26 protein-coding genes and 1 pseudogene are annotated in these 20,300 nt (G+C 36.6%); 10 read left to right on the top strand and 17 right to left on the bottom strand.

Going from position 1 to position 20,300, the window contains the following annotated elements; all coding sequences use genetic code 11:
* Positions 1–266: 266 nt before the first annotated feature.
* Both ACTQ5K_RS13480 and ACTQ5K_RS13475 read left to right on the top strand, forming a co-directional pair.
* On the top strand, positions 267–887 hold the full coding sequence (locus ACTQ5K_RS13480; RefSeq protein ID WP_031535123.1) for a cupin domain-containing protein: 621 nt from the start codon (positions 267–269) through the stop codon (positions 885–887).
* A gap of 32 nt (positions 888–919) precedes the next feature.
* Positions 920–1,831, top strand: a complete 912-nt coding sequence (locus ACTQ5K_RS13475) for an SDR family oxidoreductase (RefSeq protein ID WP_441993982.1) — start codon at positions 920–922, stop codon at positions 1,829–1,831.
* A gap of 52 nt (positions 1,832–1,883) precedes the next feature.
* On the opposite strand, the gene ACTQ5K_RS13470 is transcribed toward ACTQ5K_RS13475, so the two are convergent.
* Positions 1,884–2,684: a beta-galactosidase trimerization domain-containing protein gene (locus ACTQ5K_RS13470; protein WP_235248604.1), complete on the bottom strand. Its 801-nt coding sequence runs from the start codon at positions 2,682–2,684 to the stop codon at positions 1,884–1,886.
* Between ACTQ5K_RS13470 and ACTQ5K_RS13465 the strand changes: the two are divergent.
* Positions 2,671–3,084 (top strand): annotated as a pseudogene (locus tag ACTQ5K_RS13465) (substrate-binding domain-containing protein); the annotation flags it as partial. The gene ACTQ5K_RS13470 and the pseudogene ACTQ5K_RS13465 overlap by 14 nt on opposite strands.
* A 32-nt stretch (positions 3,085–3,116) precedes the next feature.
* Complete coding sequence (locus ACTQ5K_RS13460) at positions 3,117–3,698, top strand: CBO0543 family protein (RefSeq protein WP_441993981.1); 582 nt, start codon at positions 3,117–3,119, stop codon at positions 3,696–3,698.
* Here ACTQ5K_RS13460 and ACTQ5K_RS13455 read toward each other — a convergent pair.
* From ACTQ5K_RS13455 to ACTQ5K_RS13435, 5 genes are all read right to left on the bottom strand, one after another.
* Entirely contained in the window at positions 3,695–4,420 is a 726-nt protein-coding gene (locus ACTQ5K_RS13455; protein WP_441993988.1) for a YjjG family noncanonical pyrimidine nucleotidase, read from the bottom strand. The two genes, ACTQ5K_RS13460 and ACTQ5K_RS13455, sit on opposite strands and share 4 nt — an antisense overlap.
* Positions 4,421–4,486: 66 nt before the next feature.
* A complete protein-coding gene (locus tag ACTQ5K_RS13450; protein WP_109768668.1) occupies positions 4,487–4,963 on the bottom strand; it encodes a DMT family transporter in 477 nt (158 codons plus the stop codon).
* A 3-nt stretch (positions 4,964–4,966) separates the two neighbouring features.
* Positions 4,967–5,680, bottom strand: coding sequence for a Crp/Fnr family transcriptional regulator (locus ACTQ5K_RS13445; RefSeq protein ID WP_109768669.1), 714 nt, complete (start codon positions 5,678–5,680; stop codon positions 4,967–4,969).
* Positions 5,681–5,692: 12 nt separating this feature from the next.
* Positions 5,693–6,118, bottom strand: coding sequence for a DMT family transporter (locus tag ACTQ5K_RS13440; RefSeq protein WP_109768670.1), 426 nt, complete (start codon positions 6,116–6,118; stop codon positions 5,693–5,695).
* A 177-nt stretch (positions 6,119–6,295) separates the two neighbouring features.
* Positions 6,296–6,937, bottom strand: coding sequence for an FMN-dependent NADH-azoreductase (locus ACTQ5K_RS13435; protein ID WP_109768671.1), 642 nt, complete (start codon positions 6,935–6,937; stop codon positions 6,296–6,298).
* Positions 6,938–7,131: 194 nt separating this feature from the next.
* Here ACTQ5K_RS13435 and ACTQ5K_RS13430 point away from each other — a divergent pair, with 194 nt between their 5' ends.
* Entirely contained in the window at positions 7,132–7,602 is a 471-nt protein-coding gene (locus ACTQ5K_RS13430) for a GNAT family N-acetyltransferase (protein ID WP_109768672.1), read from the top strand.
* A 47-nt stretch (positions 7,603–7,649) separates the two neighbouring features.
* On the opposite strand, the gene ACTQ5K_RS13425 is transcribed toward ACTQ5K_RS13430, so the two are convergent.
* From ACTQ5K_RS13425 to ACTQ5K_RS13395, 7 genes are all read right to left on the bottom strand, one after another.
* Positions 7,650–8,144, bottom strand: a complete 495-nt coding sequence (locus tag ACTQ5K_RS13425; RefSeq protein ID WP_109768673.1) for a GNAT family N-acetyltransferase — start codon at positions 8,142–8,144, stop codon at positions 7,650–7,652.
* Entirely contained in the window at positions 8,128–8,262 is a 135-nt protein-coding gene (locus ACTQ5K_RS13420; protein ID WP_268817950.1) for a hypothetical protein, read from the bottom strand. The genes ACTQ5K_RS13425 and ACTQ5K_RS13420 overlap by 17 nt, the downstream gene beginning before the upstream one ends.
* Before the next feature lie 32 nt (positions 8,263–8,294).
* Entirely contained in the window at positions 8,295–9,161 is an 867-nt protein-coding gene (locus ACTQ5K_RS13415; RefSeq protein ID WP_109768674.1) for a permease, read from the bottom strand.
* Positions 9,162–9,251: 90 nt separating this feature from the next.
* Positions 9,252–9,698, bottom strand: coding sequence for a MarR family winged helix-turn-helix transcriptional regulator (locus tag ACTQ5K_RS13410; RefSeq protein ID WP_251627894.1), 447 nt, complete (start codon positions 9,696–9,698; stop codon positions 9,252–9,254).
* A 106-nt stretch (positions 9,699–9,804) separates the two neighbouring features.
* Positions 9,805–10,278, bottom strand: coding sequence for a GNAT family N-acetyltransferase (locus tag ACTQ5K_RS13405; RefSeq protein WP_441993980.1), 474 nt, complete (start codon positions 10,276–10,278; stop codon positions 9,805–9,807).
* Between the two features lie 19 nt (positions 10,279–10,297).
* Positions 10,298–10,783, bottom strand: coding sequence for a GNAT family N-acetyltransferase (locus ACTQ5K_RS13400; RefSeq protein ID WP_235252566.1), 486 nt, complete (start codon positions 10,781–10,783; stop codon positions 10,298–10,300).
* Positions 10,780–11,325, bottom strand: coding sequence for a GNAT family N-acetyltransferase (locus tag ACTQ5K_RS13395; protein ID WP_441993979.1), 546 nt, complete (start codon positions 11,323–11,325; stop codon positions 10,780–10,782). Before ACTQ5K_RS13395 ends, ACTQ5K_RS13400 begins: the two co-directional genes overlap by 4 nt.
* A 139-nt stretch (positions 11,326–11,464) precedes the next feature.
* On the opposite strand from ACTQ5K_RS13395, the gene ACTQ5K_RS13390 reads away from it, so the two are divergent.
* Positions 11,465–12,622 (top strand): class I SAM-dependent methyltransferase, encoded by a 1,158-nt coding sequence (locus ACTQ5K_RS13390; protein ID WP_441993978.1) that lies wholly within the window; start codon positions 11,465–11,467, stop codon positions 12,620–12,622.
* A 48-nt stretch (positions 12,623–12,670) separates the two neighbouring features.
* Here ACTQ5K_RS13390 and ACTQ5K_RS13385 read toward each other — a convergent pair whose 3' ends face one another.
* On the bottom strand, positions 12,671–13,579 hold the full coding sequence (locus ACTQ5K_RS13385) for an NAD(P)/FAD-dependent oxidoreductase (protein WP_441993977.1): 909 nt from the start codon (positions 13,577–13,579) through the stop codon (positions 12,671–12,673).
* A 158-nt stretch (positions 13,580–13,737) separates the two neighbouring features.
* Here ACTQ5K_RS13385 and ACTQ5K_RS13380 point away from each other — a divergent pair, with 158 nt between their 5' ends.
* Complete coding sequence (locus ACTQ5K_RS13380) at positions 13,738–14,271, top strand: sigma-70 family RNA polymerase sigma factor (protein ID WP_441993976.1); 534 nt, start codon at positions 13,738–13,740, stop codon at positions 14,269–14,271.
* A complete protein-coding gene (locus ACTQ5K_RS13375; protein WP_441993975.1) occupies positions 14,255–15,382 on the top strand; it encodes a hypothetical protein in 1,128 nt (375 codons plus the stop codon). The genes ACTQ5K_RS13380 and ACTQ5K_RS13375 overlap by 17 nt, the downstream gene beginning before the upstream one ends.
* 445 nt (positions 15,383–15,827) lie before the next feature.
* On the opposite strand, the gene tnpB is transcribed toward ACTQ5K_RS13375, so the two are convergent.
* Positions 15,828–17,009, bottom strand: a complete 1,182-nt coding sequence (gene tnpB, locus ACTQ5K_RS13370) for an IS200/IS605 family element RNA-guided endonuclease TnpB (RefSeq protein ID WP_109768683.1) — start codon at positions 17,007–17,009, stop codon at positions 15,828–15,830.
* Positions 17,010–17,153: 144 nt separating this feature from the next.
* On the opposite strand from tnpB, the gene ACTQ5K_RS13365 reads away from it, so the two are divergent.
* A complete protein-coding gene (locus tag ACTQ5K_RS13365) occupies positions 17,154–17,792 on the top strand; it encodes an SDR family NAD(P)-dependent oxidoreductase (protein WP_441993974.1) in 639 nt (212 codons plus the stop codon).
* On the opposite strand, the gene ACTQ5K_RS13360 is transcribed toward ACTQ5K_RS13365, so the two are convergent.
* On the bottom strand, positions 17,789–18,346 hold the full coding sequence (locus tag ACTQ5K_RS13360; RefSeq protein WP_109768685.1) for a DNA-3-methyladenine glycosylase I: 558 nt from the start codon (positions 18,344–18,346) through the stop codon (positions 17,789–17,791). The two genes, ACTQ5K_RS13365 and ACTQ5K_RS13360, sit on opposite strands and share 4 nt — an antisense overlap.
* Before the next feature lie 196 nt (positions 18,347–18,542).
* Between ACTQ5K_RS13360 and ACTQ5K_RS13355 the strand changes: the two genes are divergently transcribed.
* Positions 18,543–19,475 (top strand): sigma-70 family RNA polymerase sigma factor, encoded by a 933-nt coding sequence (locus ACTQ5K_RS13355; RefSeq protein ID WP_235252572.1) that lies wholly within the window; start codon positions 18,543–18,545, stop codon positions 19,473–19,475.
* A 52-nt stretch (positions 19,476–19,527) separates the two neighbouring features.
* Here ACTQ5K_RS13355 and ACTQ5K_RS13350 read toward each other — a convergent pair whose 3' ends face one another.
* Positions 19,528–20,271, bottom strand: a complete 744-nt coding sequence (locus tag ACTQ5K_RS13350) for an SDR family oxidoreductase (RefSeq protein ID WP_441993973.1) — start codon at positions 20,269–20,271, stop codon at positions 19,528–19,530.
* Positions 20,272–20,300: the final 29 nt, after the last annotated feature.

Raw genomic sequence — 20,300 nt, 5'->3', positions numbered from 1 at the left:
TTTTGGCGTTTGGTTCATATTTTCATCGTTTGGATCATATCTTCTTTTTTCGGACTATTTCTGCGAAGTTAGATTGTATCCCCTTAATTCGGAGCATATATTATAGCTTCCCCTAATCCTTTCAAACTTTTACTCAACTCCACAACTCTAAATCATCTCCATTGCAAATCAAAACTAATTTTCCACTCATAGGCCAACCTCGTTTTGTATATATTTAAGCTAGTAATCCATATTAATTTTCTACTTAAAAAATAGGAGGCTTGTATATGTCTGTTAATCCAGCTTCTCCTTCCTTCCAGCTCTTTGGTGATTCGACCCAGTCTGTTAATTATAGAAGGGATTCTTATAATTACATTACACAATTATTTTCTGATCAAATGCCGGCTATACATACTGGATTATTCAATGTGCATCTTAATCAGGGAATCATTGTTCAGCCGCACTGGCACACAAATGTAAATGAACTTGTATTCGTCATTAGTGGAGAAGCTATGACGTCTGTCTTCAATCCCTTTACTCAAAGCATTATGACTTACCATCTAATGCCAGGGCAAGCATCCCAATTTCCCAAAGGTTGGTTTCATTGGATAGTAGCATTGCGAAACAATACGCATTTCCTTACTATCTTTGATCAGCCCAAACCGGATATTGTGTTTGGTTCTGATTTTTTACGCTTTTTGCCAAAAGAGATTGTTAACAGAGCTTATTGCGTAAATGAATCAGCCTATGCAAATACAATAGCACCAATTAATCAATCTACTATTCTTGGACCACCACCGGGGTGTGACCAAAACGGAGGAACCATGAACCCAACTTATCATTCCACGCAGCCTTCACCTACTACCCATCCTTATCTCAACCTTTCCTCTCCACCCTACCCATATTGAAACCAAGGTTACTAAGTAACCTAAAAAAACATATGGAGGTTAATTTTGTGACGAATAAGAAGCATTATGGATCTGAAACAAAATGTGAAGAAATTGAATGGACTTTTCCGCCGCAACACCAATCAAGACAGCCTGGTTTTGAATACCTGATGGATCCCTTGCCCATTTTTGATAATCCTAAATATATCGGAACAGGTAAATTAAAAGGACGTATTGCCATTATCACTGGCGGGGATAGTGGAATCGGGAGAGCGGTGGCAGTGGCATTTGCAAAAGAGGGAGCAAATATCATTATCGCTTACTATGATGAACATACAGATGCCGAAACAACTAAACAGGTAATCGAGCATTATGGAAGCTCTTGCTTGCTTATTCCAGGAGATCTGAGAAGAAAAGAACATTGTGAATCTATTGTCCAGAAAACGCTGGAAACATTTGGTAAAATTGATATTTTGGTTAATAATGCAGCTGTTCAATTTTTTCAGAATGACTTAACAGCGATATCTGATGAACAATGGGACCTAACCTTCGATGTTAATATTCACGCTTATTTTCACTTAACAAAAGCAACCTTGCCTCACTTGAAAAAAGGAGCTAGTATTGTTAATACAACATCACTAGTTGCCTATATCGGCGTAAGCCAATTGATTGACTATACAACTACAAAAGGGGCCATTGTTAGTTATACAAGAGCATTAGCTAATAGTCTCGTCGGTAAAGGCATCCGAGTGAACGCTGTCGCACCTGGCCCATTTTGGACACCTATCCAACCCGCATCGCAACCAGCTGAAAATATTGCTACATTAGGTTCGGATGTGCCGATGAAACGTGCTGGCCAACCATACGAAATTGCCCCAGTATACGTACTGCTTGCCTCAGACGACGGCTCATATATGACGGGACAAACGATTCATGTAAACGGCGGTGCTATGGTCACAACCTAGCACGCACCAAAAAGACGACAATATCTGTCGTCCTTTTTGGTTATTGCCTATATTACTTTTCTTTTTTCAATACCATTACTTCATAAGGTAAAAGTTCTATATGCTCTTGCTTTATCTCCTCTGTAAGCAGGTCGTATAAAGGCTCTTTTACCGTAATCGATTGCTTTTGTTCTGTAAAATTCATGACAAATAAATAGCAATGCTCATCCGATTCCCTTCTTTGGACCGATACACCATCTTCATGGACAATTTCGTTTTCCACTTGGAGATTCATTTCCTTTTGGATATCCCCATATAAATCATCTAAAAATGCTTGTTCCGTTCTAGCACCTATAAAATAAGCTTTTCCCTTCCCATAGCTATTTTTTACAACCGCAGGATTTCCTTGATAAAAGTCTTCCATATAAGTGCCTAACACTTCTGCTTCTTTCGCTTCCAAAATAGTACAGTAATCCTTTATTTCATATTGCTTTCCATTATAAGCAAGCACATTTCGATCTTTTGGATAAAGTGTATCTGTTTCTTTTACTCCCATCCCAAATATACGTTTTAAGGACGTTGGCCACCCTGATAGATGGGCAAGGTCTGTCTCATTAACAAGCCCACTAATATAAGAACTTACGAGCGTTCCACCATTTGCAACATAGTTTTCTAACTTTGAAATGGTTTCATTAGACATCATATAAAGCATTGGTGCCATCACGAGATCATAAGAAGTAATATCTTGATTTAGGGTTACAATATCAACACTAATATCCTTCTTCCAGAAACTATGATAATGCTTTTGAAGTGTCTGTGGATATTGCTTGGTTGCATTGGAGAACCCTTGTGCATCATTTAAGGCGTTTCGAATGCATATGAAGGATTTGGGAATACTTGACGAAAGGTATATTTTTGGCGAAAGACATTTTTCCGTAAATGATGGCTACAGGGTTACAAAAAAAGTAATGGACGACTTAAAAGAGGAATTGCCCACAGCCTTCTTTATTGCTTCTGACCCGATTGCAGTTGGCAGTCTTCAGGCTTTTAATGAATATAATATATCCATTCCAAACAGAGTTAGTATCATAAGCGTGAATAATATTAGTGTCGCAAAGTATGTCTCACCTCCATTGACTACCTTTCATATTGATATACCGGAACTATGTAAAACAGGTGTTTCTTTACTCCTCGAACAGATTCTGGATCAACGAAAGATTCCAAAGACTGTTTTACTTCAGTCGGAATTAATTAAACGAAAAAGCGCATTATAAAAAAGAAGATTTTCTTAAAAGCATCAGAACAGATGCTTTTTTCATATTTTCTCTCCCTTTGGATAAACTATGAAAAAACTATCCCTACCATATGGACGGATATATTGCTAATTAGACAGGTGATGAAAGTGGAACGGAAAATATTAAGATTCCTTTTCCTTTTGGGAATTGGACTTTTACCAGTTATCTTTAGAAAAAAACCAGCAAAGGACTGGTTTCTCGTCTTCTTTTTTAATGGATATTTATCCAGTTTTGTGGATAGCATTGTCACTTCAAAAAAATGGCTCAATTTCCCTGTGCGGTTTCTGCCAAAGCATTTTCAAATTAATATTTTATTTGATTATTTATTATTCCCAATCACTTGCGTTGCTTATAATCAAATAAGCCAACATTCCAAATTGCCTGGAATTATACTCAAATCATTTTACTTTAGCATTCCAATGACATTTATAGAGGTTCTATTAGAAAAATACACAAATTTAATAAAATATAATAAAGGCTGGCATTGGTATGATACTTTATTGACAGAAACATGCACTTTTCTCCTTTCAAGAACCTGCATTGGTTTTGTTCGAAAATTAGACAAGGATAATAAAAAACAATCGTTCCTTTAATGGCTCGATTGTTTTTCTCTCTTTAAAAGAAGGAATAGCTCTTCTAATTTTGCGATTTCGTAGGTTGGCTGAACATCCAAGCTATTATCCATCTTTAGTGGGTTAATCCAGCAAGTATCGATTCCCGCATTATGCCCGCCTTGAATATCTGCGCTTAATGAATCGCCAATAATTAAAGCCGTTTCCTTGTTAAAGGAAGGAATTCGGTCGAAACAATAATCAAAGAACTCCTTCATTGGTTTTTGATAGCCCGTATCCTCTGAGACAAAAATAGCTTTAAAGAATGGATATAGACCAGATGATTTTAATCGTTTCTCTTGTGTTGCCGACATGCCATTCGTCACAATATATAAATCAAAATGATTTGAAATCTTTACGATTAAATCCATCGCTCCATCTAGCAGCTGGTTTCCCTCTCCTAAATATTCACGATAGCTTTGTTCTAATAAAGCTCCATCTACTTTCTTGCCCATCTTCTCAAAGAATAAAGTAAACCTTGTATTAACAACCTCATCACGCGTAATTCCCCCTGCTTCAAACGATTTCCACAAGCCTTGATTTAGCTGCTGGTACTGTCTTTTCCATTCTTCCTTATAAGAGACTCCTTGCTCCTCCAGCAATAACCGAAAAGCTTGGTCTTCCGCAGCCGCAAAGTCCAGCAGTGTATCGTCTACATCGAAAAGCAAAGTTTGATACTTCTTTACGCTCCTTACTTCCTCCATTACTTGATTATTCTTCGCGATTGCTTTGCCATCATCTTTCCTTATCCCCTGCATACAAATACTCTCCTATCGTTTCGCCAGTTCTTTCACAGGCTGTTTCTTTTCTGAAGCTCCTCCCATTTTGAAAACAAGAATTCCACCGATAATGACTAGGACCCCTATTAACTGCTGTGGAGTAAATGGAACCTTCTCTAATCCCAATAAGCCAAAAGAATCGAATAATAAGGCAAAAACAAGTTGAGAGGACAGGGAAATCGAAACGGCATACGTTGCTCCCAAATGCCTGATTCCTTTTGTCATACAAACAACAACACCAACACCGATAATCCCGCTGAACCAGTACCATGTCTGCATATTTTCTAGATGAAAAAGACCCATTCCTTCTGTAATAAAGCCCAGAATAAAAGAAGCAATAAATCCTAGCGCTAATACTAAAGTAGTCGTAGCCCAAAGACCCGCCTTCTGATTGACACGATTATTAAAGATGTTTTGTACCCCAACAAGACTACCGCTAATAAACGCAATAAGTAAGCCATATATCATGTTTTATTCACCCAATCCTTCTTCATAAATACTTTTTCCAGCTAAGCTGGTTAAACCATCCCGATTTTTCACCACAATAAATCCCTTTTTCCGTTCAATCAGACCAGCCTGACAAAATTGCTGTATCACTCTATTTAAGTGGCGATAACTAGTGCCAATTAAATTCGCTGTATCCTTTAAATTAATTTCATTTCGTTCCTGATTGTATAAAGGATCCTCTTTATCAAAAGAAACAGACAATAAATAACTAGCCAATCTTACTTCTACGGGATAGAACAAATTGAATCGCATTGAGCTCGATTTGATATAGAATTTCTTTGTTATGATATCCAGCAAAAACTGTAGGAATGGTGCATAGTCACTCGCATATTGCTTTAAATGCCGCTTATGGACACCTATTACCACTACATCTGTTATCGCTTCAACTGTATTAAGAATATCAGTATTTCGTACATATTCAACGTCCCCAACCATTTCTATTGGTGTTTTAAAAGAAAGAATTAACGTTTTTCCTTCTGCTGTCGTTGTATATATTTTCATCTTTCCATCTACCAAAATGTAAAGATATTCAGATGCCTGTCCTTGCGTACAAATAAATTCTCCTTGGTTAAAAGCATAAAGATGTAAATGCACTTTCAACTTTTCCGGAAAAATAGCTTCTAATTGAAATTTACGCATATATTCTTCTACTTGCTCTACATTTCCAATCTCTTTCACGGATGGGTCTCCTTACATTTTTAATAAAAGAACACCTAATATCATCATGCCAATTCCTATAAACTGCGGCATCTTCATCTGCTGCTTCTCCAAACCGAACCAACCATTGCTATCTATAATAAAGGTCATAAACAGCTGGGCAATTAAAGCAGTGGAAATCGTTAGTGTGGCCCCTACTAAATGCATCGCTGTAATCGTGCTAAAAATAACGACCGATGCAAAGGAACCTCCCGCTAAATATAATGGCTTAACTTGTTTATATTTTGAAAATGCTTCTTCTTTCACTACTAATAAAATGATAAGGGCTAACACAAATCCCGTAAACTGAGTAATAGTAGCGGCTTGCCACGAACCAATATCCTGGCTAATCCTTGCATTCGCCACTCCTTGCAAGGTAATAAAGGCACCACCCATAAACGCAAATAATATACCTCTCATTTTTTCGACTCCTTGCTATTTAATTTCCTTTATAAAGATAATCGAATTCTAAAAATAGGAAAAGGACATATGTCCTAAATTTGCCCTTTTCCTAGTATAAACTTTTTCCCATAAAAAAACTCCGTTTGAAAAATTATTTTCAGACGGAGTTACTCTATTTAATCTAGTTAATTTCTATTAAACAGTTTGTGCTACTAATTTATTTGCAACAGCAGCAACTTTTTGTAAACCTTCTTCAATGATAGAAGCAGCTTTATCAGGCATTGCGTTATGTCCTTCGATAATAACCTCATCCATAATTTCCATTCCAAATACGCCACCAAATACTGCACGCATATAATTAACAGCCATTTCAGATGAAGCAGCTTCTGGAGTAGAGTAAATACCACCACGAGCGTTTAAAATAATTGCTTTTTTATCTGTCATTAGTTGAATCATGTTACCTTCTGCATCAAATTTAAATGCAAAACCTGCAGCATATACATAATCAATAAACGTTTGTAATTTAGCTGGAATAGTTAAGTTCCAAAGCGGGAATGCGAATACTACTAAATCAGCAGCAGTTAAAGCATCCATTGCTTTTTGTTTTGCAGCTAATAAACGTTGCTCTATATCTGTTAATTCTGTTCCGCTTTGTACTTTACCGAAAGCATCGAATAATTCTTGACCAAAGTAAGGAGTATCTTCTGCATATACATCATATACATTTACATTAAGGTTTTCAGCACCTTTAATAGACTCCATAAACGTTTCATACATTTTGCTTGATACAGCTTCAGAAGCTGGGCGATTGTTTGCTTTTACTACTAATACATTCATTTTATTGCATTTTCCTTTCCCTCTTACAAATTTAAAACTAATGTGAATATCATAACAAACAAAATACCTCTAAGGCAAATATTTTTAAATAAAGATATTTCATTAAATATTTCCAGTTAAATTATGCATAATCCATTCCACTCGAATAAGGAAAAAAGTAAAATAGGAATAAATAATTAGAAAGGATTGATGGGATGAAAATTATTATCGATCATGTTACCTCAAAAGAAGTCATTGCTTTATTGGAAGATCACTTACATAGCATGACCCTCCACTCCCCTCCTGAAAGCATACATGCATTAGATGTGGAAGGATTGAGAAAACCAGAAGTAACCTTTTGGAGTGCATGGGAGGACGGGGAGCTAACCGGCTGCGGTGCATTAAAAGAACTAGATAACAAGCACGGCGAAATAAAGTCTATGAAGACATCTCCTCATCATTTGCGTAAAGGCGTAGCAAAAAAGCTACTTCTCCATATTATCGCCGAAGCCAAAAATCGCGGCTATAGCCGATTAAGTTTAGAGACAGGTTCCATGGATGCTTTCCTGCCTGCCAAAAGACTATATGAAAGATTAGGATTTGAGTATTGCGAGCCATTTTCGGATTATGAGGAAGATCCGAATAGTGTGTTTATGACGTTGAATTTAGAGCAACCTTCCGTATAATCTGAAAGAGTCGAGAAGGTAACCTTCCTCCTTCTCGGCTTAAAAAGTCAATATTTCGTACTTCTTCTTTCCATCAATACAACATCTCTCCACTCACCGTCTAGCTTTCCAATTTTCTCACGAATCCCAACACTTCTGAATCCGCAGCTTTTATGAAGCTGGATACTCGCAATATTTTCTGGAAAAATACCTGATTGCAGTGTCCAGTAGCCATTTGATTCAGAATGTTCAATTAATTCATCTAATAAGAATTTCCCATAACCTTTGTGATGATAATCAGGATGTAAATAAACACTATGCTCCCCAACTCCTTGATACACACAGCGATTCGATACTTTACTGATAGCAGCCCAACCAATCACTCTATTCGCCTCTTCATCTATTAAAACAAAACTGGTAGACAGATCTTTACTACTGCTCCATTTCTCCCAATCTGGAACATCAGTCTCAAAAGTGGCTTGTCTAGATTGAATACCCAATCTATAGATAGCTGCTATCTCTGTCCAATGCGCTTTCAAAATCTTCTCAAGCTTTACGCTCATCCTTTCTCTCCTCCTTTCCCTCGCAGCAGCCCTCTTGCTTTTCTCCTACTTCTTCTATCATAATGTTACAGCAATCATTTTTCTGCTCTTTTTTGAATATTTTTTTCAAAATGTTCATGATAAATCATTCCTCCTACGAATTGGTTTCCCTTATATAAAATAAAACAAAAAGCCTGAAATCGTGGACATCGAGAAAACGGATAATACAAACGCAAACACTAATTTTCGCTTAAAAATGCTATTTAATAAGCTTAACTCCGGGAGACTTGCTCCTGCTGAGCTAATCATCATTGCCATTACCGGTCCAAGTGCCATCCCTTTGGCAATCAGAATTTGAGAAATCGGAATCATTGAAGATAACCGAATATATAAAGGAATACCGATAATTGCAGCAATCGGAATCAGCCACCAATTCTCTCCGCCTAAGTAGGTTGCAACAAACTCTGTCGGCACGATTCCTCCTATCACCGCTCCAATACCTGCCCCTATTAACAAAAAGGGATAAACAGTTTTCATTAAGGTTAAAATTTCTGAAACCGTGTTTTTTAAGCTAAATCTCTTCTCTGCTTGAAGATCATTTTTTATAATGACATTTTTCACTTCTTTTTCGAACCCCCATCTCTCTAGTGCAAAGCCAAGGATAATCGAAAGAATCGTCGTGATTACTGTATAATAGAGAGCTACTTCCCATCCCATTAGAACAACCATCACGGTAAGGATAGTTGGATCTAGAACTGGGGAAGTGAATAGAAAAATCATAACGGTGCTAAAACGGATTTTATTTTTCAATAAATTCACCACAACCGGTATGGTAGAACAGGAACAAAAAGGGGTGATAAAAGCAAAAACAACTGCAATAAGCGCACTAACAATGGGTGGGGTCTTTTTCATCCATATCTCCACTTTGTCATAGCGAACAAAGCCTTGTAGCAAGTTAACAACAAAAGATACAACCACAAAAAGAACAGTTAATTCCATTACTAACCATGCGAAGTTTTTCAGCACTTCGTACCACATCTAACATCCCTCCTTTTACTTGTAAAATACAAGCATTATACACAGGCTATATTAGGAAATATATCTAACACAGCCACTTTATTTTCCTCATTACTTAACTGGATGACAGCACATATTGCTTTTTGCCATGGAACTATTCAATAACTTTAGCGAACGAATGACGGTTTCTTTTTCAAAGTCTGACATAAAAGAGAGAACTTCCTCTAAATATTGATTCATTTGCGTATCAATAGAAGTCGCAATTGCTTTTCCTTGTGTTGTTAATTGGAGTACATATACTCTTTTATCTGTCATGGATTGCTGCTTATTCACTAATTCCATTTTTGCTAAAGATTGAATTTGCCTACTAAAGGTTGTAATGTCCATTCCAAGAAGCTCTGCTATTTCTTGCATTGACGGATTACTTCTCTTATCAATTTCATATAAAATATGACTTTGGACAAGCGATATTTCTGTTTTTCCAACAGAACAACAATTTTTATCAAGCACACCGAATCTTCTCATGGTAATTTGTAAAATCTCACGGAGATTTTCCATCCTAGCTCCTCCTTCCTTTGTGAAAATATTGAAGCTACTTTCATTATAGTTTATTATTTGCATTTTGCAACTATTGTTTTTTACTGTTCTTTAAGAACAGTCCTATCTATACTTTCCGATTGAAAATAATTAGTTCTCCTTTTCTTCCCATCACTCTTCTTCCAGTATCCTCAAACCCTGCTTTCTGATAAACATATTGCGCTCTAGTGTTTTTCACATTAACAGCCAAAATTACTTCTTTTTTTGCTGGATAATATTTTTTCACAAAAGGGATTAATAACTCCATAGATTTCCTTCCTACCCCTTGTCCCTGAAAAGAATGCTGGATAGAATAAGCCCGCATTAGAATAGCCTCTTTATTCTCACTATATGCCTTTACTCCCTCCCATCCATGTAGGACAAAGAAACCAGCAACCGCACCATCCTTTAAAATGACGATAGGATGACGATTTTCTTCTGTTATACATTTTTCTAAAGCATCAAGCGGCATACTAGTATAGTATAACTGCTCCTCCGATAAAAAATATTCTTCTAGTTCCTGCTTATATTTTTCTTGATAAAGTTCCAATGTTATAGCCAAATTAATCACCTCAGCGTCATTATTTTATAGAAAGCGTCTTAACAAGCACCACTTCATCTCTAATAGGAATACCATGGTTCCCAAGCAAAGGTATTTCTGGTTTGATCTTTCTAGCTTCCTTTACTGCGTCCACTAACAATTCCGATAAGTAATAGCCTCTTTTTTGGTAAAACTTTAATGCTAGTACATTATCATTTGTGGTAATTATTTTGACCTGATTGCATGGAACTTGTTTGGCTGATTGTTCAACCGTGCGTAAAAGATTTGTCCCTACGCCTTTTCCTTCCTCTATACTGTCTAAAGAGATAATTTCACACTCTGTATCTCTTAATATATAGGTTATTAAACCAATCATTGCTCCTTCTATATTCCAGGCAATAAATCCATCTAAAGCACTGCAATCATAAATACCTGTAGAAAGTACCATTTCCGCGCTTCCCCAATGAGATTGGAAAAATGATCGTACATTTTCACGGTTCGTTTCGGTAATAGCGGTAATATTCATATTAATTCCTTCTCCATACAAAGATATTTTTGATGTCCAACAGGCTTAGAGACAAAGATAACCTCCCCCTTTTCTACATATCCATGCTTTTTATATAACTTAAGAGCTTGAGGGTTTCCGGAAAATGTATCTAATCGGATGCTATCATATTCATTTAAAAGAGCGTATTCTTCCATACGCTTGACCATTATTGCCCCTATTCCTTTACCTTGGTAACTGGGGTCAATCATGAGAGAGTGAATAATCAAAGGATTATTTCCAATCCATCGAATGGTCTTCCACTCCTCTGTTTGCCATTCATTTAATACCACATGTCCTACAATCTTATCTCCTTCTAATAAAACGAATAGCATTTTATTTTCTATGCATTCTTGAAAATAGTCCACATTTGGATAGTGTTCGTCCCATTGAAAGATATTTTTTTTGATTAGATTTTCTTTGCACTTTACATATATTCTATTAATTTCTGCTAACCTATTGGCTTCTGCCATTATAAATTCCATTTGATTCCCCTCTTTTTCGTTTATACTGCCTATTTCCATCTTACCATTCTCCCCCTTGCAAGGAATGATTTTTTCCTCAAAATATCCACCTATTATTCCATTTGAGCATATTGACCACATATTTCATGAAATAGAGGTAAAATTATACATAAACAATGGAGATTAAGGGGTGAATGGTGTGTTCGAGAAAACCATGTATAAATCTATTTTAAGCAATTCCTTCACCATTCCAGTTAAAGTTACTTATTGGGATGGTAAATCAGCTGTCTATGGTAACGGCGATCCTGCAATAGAACTTATTTTCAAAAAGCCTATTCGTATGAAAGATATTTACAATAATGCTTCATTAGCTTTAGGAGAAGCGTATATGGATGGAAAAATAGAAATAAAGGGCAGTTTAGAGGATTTAATTGCCTCTGCCTATGAAAATGCATCCAGCTTTATGCAAAGTAATAAATTTAGAAAAATTCTTCCCAAACAGTCCCATACTAAAACAAAAAGTAAAGAAGATGTCCAAAATCATTACGATATTGGCAATGATTTTTATAAAATTTGGCTAGACCGTTCCATGACCTATTCCTGTGCCTATTTCCAAACTCCTGAAGATACATTAGAAACTGCACAGCAAAATAAGGTTGATCATATTTTAAAAAAATTAAATCCAGCTCCTGGCCAACATTTATTAGATATAGGCTGTGGGTGGGGAAATCTTATTTTTACCGCTGTAAAAGACTATCAAGTTAAGGCAACCGGCATCACCTTAAGTCAAGAACAGTATGACTATGTGATGAAAATGGCAAAAGAAAAAGGATTATCAAAAAGCATAACCGTCTATTTAATGGATTATCGTGATTTAAAGGATAAGACATTTGATCGCATTACTAGTGTGGGGATGTTTGAACACGTAGGCAAAGAGAATCTACAAGCATATTTCCAGCAGGTTCACCATTTGCTAAAAGAAGATGGAGTAGCCTTGATTCACGGAATATCACGACAGCAAGGTGGCGCAACCAACGCTTGGATCAATAAATATATTTTCCCCGGCGGATATATTCCTGGTGTCTCGGAGCTTGTTAATCATATGACAACAGCAAGTCTACAATTAGTTGATTTAGAAAGTCTTCGCCGCCATTATCAAAAAACATTAGAAATTTGGCATGGTAACTTTATTGCTAATCTAGGGGAAGTTCGGAAAATAAAAGATGAACGTTTTATCCGGATGTGGGACTTATATTTACAAGCATGTGCCGCTTCCTTTAAAGCAAGCAATATTGATGTTATTCAATATTTACTCGTTAAAAATAGCAGCAACCAGCTGCCAATGACAAGAGGATAGGAAATCATTTCTAATGGAAGCAGGAGGATTCTACTCCCTCCGCTTCTTTTAAAACTGCTCCATTACTAAGTCTGTATTTACTGCCACCCCGGTCCTACTACCGTCTGCAGCAGAAAGGACGACAGTGGATGCGCCTGCTTTTTCTGCTTCTCCTGCCACATAAACATTTTTACAAGTGGTACGACCAAATCCGTCCGTCGCTACAACTCCATTAGGATGAACCTCTAACCCAAGCTGCTCCACAAATTGATTAGATCGATAATAGGAAGGAACGATAAAACCACCTGTTCTCGTAATCCTTTGTCCAGATTTAAACTCGACTTGCTGAAGATAGCCATTTTCCCCTAATAGCCTTTTAATCGGTTCTGTTATGATAGAGATATTTCTTTTCTGAAAATCCTCTGTTATTTTCTCTGAAACTGCCGCTCCATTTGTCGCAATGACTAAATCTTTTGACCAATTATAAACCAGTTTCCCCATATGTAAGACTTGTGCTTCGGTATGGGCAATAACAATTAGCGCTTGATCCCGTAATTCCCATCCATCGCAGTAAGGGCAACTGAACAGACTTTTCCCATAATATAGTCTTGCATTCGGAATTGGGATTACCTCTTGAACACCAGTTGCAATAATAAGCTTTTGCGTTAAGTATTCATCATGATGTTTTGTTTTAACTAGCAGTAGTCCCCTTTCACCTCTAGCCTTCTCAATGTTGGTTACCCTAGCTTTGAAACAAGAAATATTCGTGTATTTCATTAAATCATCCATTCCTAACTCTTTAAACATCTGAGGGCATATCCCGTCTCTTGTAATAAAACCGTGGGATTCATGGCTAACCCTATTTCTATTTGTCCCATCATCGAATATGGCAATATTTCGCCTTGCTCTCCCTAATATGAGCGCAGCACTCATTCCTGCTGGACCTGCACCGATAATAACGCAATCGAAAATATTCACCTATAGCACCCCCTCTGCTTCCTCTTTTGATTATATGAAGAGGTTAGTAAATATAGTGCTAGAATTAATTTATATAAAATGGTTCAAAAATCCTTAAATAAAGAAACCGTTCTTCTATTTGTTTTGTCTAAATCAATAGATAGAAAGGGGAGGGGAATTTGGAGAAGCAAGAAAGAGATAAATTGCTTACAAACGCGATGGATACCTATGGTCATTATTTAACCCGGCTTGCTTTTGCTCTTGTGAAAGACAAACAAAAAGCCGAGGATATTGTGCAGGAGGTGTTTATCCGTTATTACTTACATCTCGATCAATTTGAAGGTAGATCCCGCATTAAAACATATTTATACCGGATAACTGTAAATGAATGCAGAAATTATTTTAAAAGCTGGGCTATTCGAAAAATAGAAGTTTCCAAGCTTGCTAGTACATTTCTTATTGATAAAGAATCACCAGAAGATGCTTATTTAAAACAAGAAAACAAATCGTATATTGCTGCCATACTTAATAGGCTTCCAATAAAATATAAGGAAGTAATTTGGCTATATTATTATGCAGAATTATCGGTTAAAGAAATTAGTGATATATTAAATTGTTCCAGCAACACAGTTAAAACTAGATTAGCAAGAGGACGAAAAAAAGCGCAATTAACAATTAGCGAGGAGGAGATGAAACATGTCAAAAAATATTAAACAATTATTAGATGAAACAATCCCTAGTGATATAACTCTTTCCAAAGAAAAGAAACAAAAAATTTTACAAACTGCCAATACTCACATGAAAAGATCAGCTCCTCCTAGAAGAAAATTATTCCGTCCTATATTCAGTACACTCGCCATCATAGGTCTCCTTATTATTTTAATTGGACCTTCTCTATTAAATCGGCTTTCTTCACACGAAACATTTGACACACCATTAGAAAAGATAACCATTCCAAACGTAGATTACTCTTCTTTCATTCGTTCTATTTTTATAAGAAGTACGAATGAATTAATTTTTGCCGATAACAAAATAATCTATTCCTATTCACTTACATCTCACTCACAGCAAGTACTTGTTAAGTCTACGGAAGAAATTGATATTTATAAAATGGTCGCGACTGAAAATTGGCTTGTTTGGGGAGAAGGAAACGATGACGTTTATATTTTAAATCGAAAAACACAAATGCAGCCAATACAACTAAACAATGTTATTGGGGATCTACAGCTTAAAGAGAATAGAATGATTTATAGTGATGGTTATGGATATAACTGGATAAACTTAACAACCATGGAGGAAGGCATTATACATGAAAACTTAGGAATTGGAAGAAATAGCAAGGCTGATTTATATGAGAACATCCTTGTTATTCCTGAACAATTCAAAACAAATAACAGCCATGAAACAGCATTCTATGTCTATGATATTACAACTCTTGAACAGATTGGAAAATATAAAGTTCCTTATAAATCAGCAGAATATGTTACCTTAGTAAACAATAAAATATATGCGGCATTTTCAAATGAGGACGAGAGCCCAACTATTTTAGGCTACATTGATCTCTCTGATGGCAATTTTCATCAAATAAAAACGCCTCCGTTTAATAATTTTGCTATATATAAGGAATTCATTGCATTAAGTGTAAAGAAGAACAACTCTGATACAGTAAAATTATATCAATTACAAGACGATGTCTTAAAAGAACTACCAACTTTTAATAACATTAACGAACGATTAGTCGTTCCACGCTTCACCAACGATGGAACCTTAATCGTAAATGGAGAATCAGCAGATTTTTCCATGTATGTACTGGATGTAGAATGAAGCAAAGGGATGGAAGGAACAGTTCCTTCCATCCCCTCTTTCCAAGAATTAATAAAACTGTCGCTCTCTTTCTATTAAACAACATATTCCCTATAACGATTATAGTCTTCTTCCTACTACTATCGCTTTTTGTCTTTCTTCCATTTATATTCCTCCATTCTGCTTATAAAAAAACACAGGTCTTTGCAGCCTGTGTTTTGAAATAACTGGAAGGAAGAAAATAGAAAATACAAAAGAGAGGACAATTCTCCCCCTTTCCATCCCATTTATAACCGCTAATGAAAGGCTTATTTAAAAATAGGCATACTAATTCCGATTACTCTACACACAGGCAGAGCCTTTAAGTACTATTAAATTAGTTACTTGAACTACTCACCCCTTATTGACCTTACAGTCTGATTGAAGGGGGAGATTCCTACGAACACCAAAGTATCCTTCAGTTATCTTAGTAGGCTACCCCCGCAGTTCCTGCGGTTAGAAGTCTTAACGCTTCCTTTTTGAGATTGATTGCTGCGTTAATATCTCGATTTTCATGATGGGTATGGCATTTTGGACATTCCCATTCACGTAAGCCAAGATTTTTAACAACTTTGTTTTGGTAGCCACAACAGGAGCAAAGCTGACTGGATGGAAAGTTCTTTGCCACTGTCACCACTTGTTTTCCATACCATTTTGCCTTGTATTCCATCATGGTTTTGAATGCTGACCATGATACTTCACTAATGGCTTTAGCAAGGTTGTGATTTTTTAACATATTTGATACGGACAAATCTTCCATCCCGATTATGTCGTGGTTTTTGACAATATCAGTGGAGATTTTGTGCAAGTAATCCTTTCTTGCGTTTGCCATTTTCTCGTGAATGCGGGCCACTTTTCGTTTGACTTTATACCAGTTTGAGCCACCAACGGTTCGTCTGCTCATGATTCGTTGAAATTCAGCTAACTTTTCTTCCAATGTGCGAAAGAATTTAGGGTTAGAGAAAGTTGTACCATCTGAAAGAATAGCAAAATTTTTTAGCCCAACATCTACTCCAATAGCGGAATGTGTTTTAGGTAACTCTATCACTTCCACTTCTGCACAGATGGAAAGGAAGTATTTTCCTGACGGATTGCGTCTAATGGTAGCACTCCGTATCTTGCCTTCGACTTCACGACTTTTGGCAAAGCGAACAAGGCCAAGTTTAGGCAGCTTCATATAGTTACCTTCAACCGCAATATTTCCGTTTGTATGCTTTGTCGTGTAGGATTGCACAGGATTCTTCTTCGATTTAAAGCGTGGGTACTTATTTTGCTTTTTGTAGTATCGTTTAAAAGAATCAGCCAAGTTTTCAACCGATTTCTGCAAAGCAATACTATCCACTTCTTTCAGAAAAGAATAGTGTTTCTTTAATTCTGGAATTGCCTTTACTGTTTCATATTTGTTCAAACATTTTTCTTTCCAATTATTCGTTGAAAGTTGACTATTTTGAACCATTTTTTCAACAATATACCAATAAGCGTCTTTGTCTTTCTGCTTACCTAGAAAGAAATTGTATGTGAACCTCACACAACCAATCGTTTTATTGATGAGTTCCATTTGTTTTTTATTGGGATAGATACGAAACTTATATGCTTTATTAACGATCACTGCGCTCACTCCCCTAACACGAATATATGTTCTTATTTTACTATAAGAGGATGTGTTTTGGCTATCGCAAACCGACATCCATCTCCCTCTTTTTGTTAGGCTAAAGCCCTGCACACAATGGAAGAAGGAGTCTTCTGTCGGAAAATGACGAAAGCATTGCTGCCAGAACTAAAGAAAGCGAATGGTGCAAAAGTTGTCCAGATAACCTCAAGAGCTCATTGGTTCTCTCCTTTTCATTTTGGTGATCCTAACTTTATCGACACCCCCTATGATAAGTGGGTGGCTTATGGGCAATCAAAAACAGCTGTTTCCCTATTGAGCGTTGCGCTTGACGAATTATATAAAAAAGACAATATTCGATCTTTTGCGGTACATCCAGGAAGTATTGTTACAAACCTCTCTCATAATTTAACAGATGAAGAATTGTCGGAAATGGGAGCAATTAATAAGAACGGAGAACGAGGCTACGACAGCTACAATAATGAACACAAAACCATCAAAGAAGGTGCTGCAACCATCGTATGGTGTGCAGTTAGCCAACAACTAGCAGGATATGGTGGCGTTTATTGCGAAAATGGAGACATTGCTCCCTTAGCTACAGACGACACCGATAGAATCGGTGTCAAACCATGGGCTATTGATAAAGAAGCTGCTCTTACATTATGGGAAGTCCTCTTTTATTTAAGTAATTACAAGGACAGTTGTCCCGCTTCCCTTTATCATATTAAGAACAAAAAAGCGAGGGATCAGGAGAATGCCTATCTGATTCCCCCGCACTCTTAATTCCCATGAAAGGAACAGCTACTAATGTGATCGTTAACTATCCCGATGGCTTGTAGATAGGAATAAATGGTTACAGGGCCGACGAATTTGAAGCCTCTTTTTTTCAAATCTTTACTGACTTTTTTTGAAAGATCGGTTTCTGCAGGAATTTGGCTATCATATTGCCAGTTGGATACGATTGGACTTCCATCTACATAAGCCCATAAAAATTCCGCAAAACTGCCAAACTCTTTTTGTATCTCCATAATTGCTAATGCATTGCTTTTAACGGATTTAATCTTTAATGGATGTTTCACAACTTCCGTATTGGTTCTGATTTTTTCCATATCTAATTCTGTTAAGTTTGCACAGTATTCTAAATCAAAATGATGAAAAGCTTGTCTATATGCATCTCGCTTTTTTAACACGATAGACCAAGATAATCCAGCCTGTGCTCCTTCTAACACCAACATTTCAAACAAGTACTGATCATCATGACTTGGCACACACCATTCTTTATCATGATAATCTCGCATCATTTCACTAGAATTTGCCCATGCACATCTAGTTTCCATATAACCATCCTCTTTTCATTAATATTACTAATAGTATAAATCATTTACCTAGACAACATCATGTCATATTTAGATTCAATCACCTCGCTTCTCCTTTCTTTCGATGATAAAATTAACCAAATAATATACATATCCCGTATAATTCTGCACTACCTAACCGTTATACATGTGAAAGAAGTTAAGGAGGGAAAAAACAATGGAAAAGCATTTTACAAAAATTTTTACCGATGAATCAAGAAAATTATTACATGAATTTGAAGAAATGATTGCATCCCACTCCAAAGCCTTATGGAACTATTGTAAATATATTACAGGGTCTCCATGGGATGGAGAAGACTTATATCAAGATACCATCATTAAATCGTTTGGAATGGCTCCGCAAAGGTGGCATGAGATTACAGATAAAAAGAACTACCTTTTTCGAATTGCAACAAACGCTTGGATTGATCAATGCAGAAAAAGAAAAAGAGAGATTGGAATATTAGATGATATTCAAACTCCCTCCATTGCTTTTTCTGATCATTTACTCTTAGAAGAGATTCTACTTTCCTTGGAATCAAATTTAACGCCGAAACAAACAGCGGCCTTTCTTCTTCTCGATGTTTTCCACTTTAGCGCTGAAGAAGTTGCTGGAATTGTAAAAAGTACTCCGGGTGGGGTATATTCTGCTGTTCAACGGGCTAGGAAAAAAATCGCTTCTTTAGACTTTTCTAAATCCGAAAATTATGCAGGAACTAATTCTGCACAGAAAGAAACGATTCAGGCATACTTGCAAGCTTTCAATGAAGGAAATTTAGATAAGATGTTACGCCTATATAGTGATCAAGCTCAATACGAAGCATTCCTTGGCTTCCAAGAATATTCTAAAGACGAAATGCGTAACGGCTCCCTAATCTATGGGTTACCTGGTCATACAGCAGTAGAAAAAATACTATGGGGAAAACCAGTTATTATCGTTTTAGCCGCAACCGACGACGGATTAAAAATTCATGATATTCAATCACAAGAAATAGAGAATGGCAAAATCGTGAGCCATCAAAGCTACTTCTTCCGAAAAGAATTTATTTTAGCTGCAGCACACGAGCTAGGAATACAAGCCCAATTAGATAAACCACCATTAAAATGGTAACAGAGGGACGGTTCACTACCTAAAAGGAAGGGAACCGTCCCTCTAAAAACCATTACGATAACTGGGCAGTCGGTCGTATAATTATTTCATTGATGGATGTATCTTCGGGTTCATCAATCGCAAAGGCAATGGACCTTGCTATACTTATGGGTGAAATAGAAAACCCCTCTGTTTTAGACACCATTTCCTTAACCTCTCTGGAACTTATTGAATTTGTTAATTCTGTCTTCACAATCCCAGGTGATACGATTGTAGTACGGATGTTTGATTCTGGTGATTCCTCTTGTCGCAACCCTTCGGTAATTGCTCGGACAGCATACTTTGTCCCACTGTATACCGCTGAAGTGGGACTTGTTTGATAACCAGCAACAGAAGAGATATTGATTATATGTCCTCCTTTTTGGTTTCGCATGGTTGGTAAAACAGCAGCAATACCATACAATACACCTTTTATATTAATATCAATCATTCGATCCCATTCATCAACTTTTAATTCCTGCAATTGTGACAACGGCATAACTCCTGCATTATTTATTAGTACATCGATTCTTCCATAATGTTCTAAAGTGAACTTTATTAATTCTTGCATATCTTGAGTAGAAGAGACATCCACTTTAAGAAAAATTGAGTCTCCTCCCTCTTTTTCTATTTCGTTGCATACCTTTTGGAGTCGATCTTCTCTTCTCGCCGCAAGAACAATTTTTGCTCCCTTCTTTGCAAGCAATTTTGCTGTAGCTTCCCCAATACCGCTAGAAGCTCCTGTTATGATTATAACTTTCGCTTTTGTTTGTTCCATTCCTATCACTCCTATATTTTACTTACATT

It is taken from the genome of Niallia sp. Sow4_A1 (assembly GCF_052116745.1).
Classification (GTDB): Bacteria; Bacillota; Bacilli; order Bacillales; family Cytobacillaceae; genus Niallia; species Niallia hominis.
This window is presented reverse-complemented; position numbering and strand designations above follow the sequence as displayed.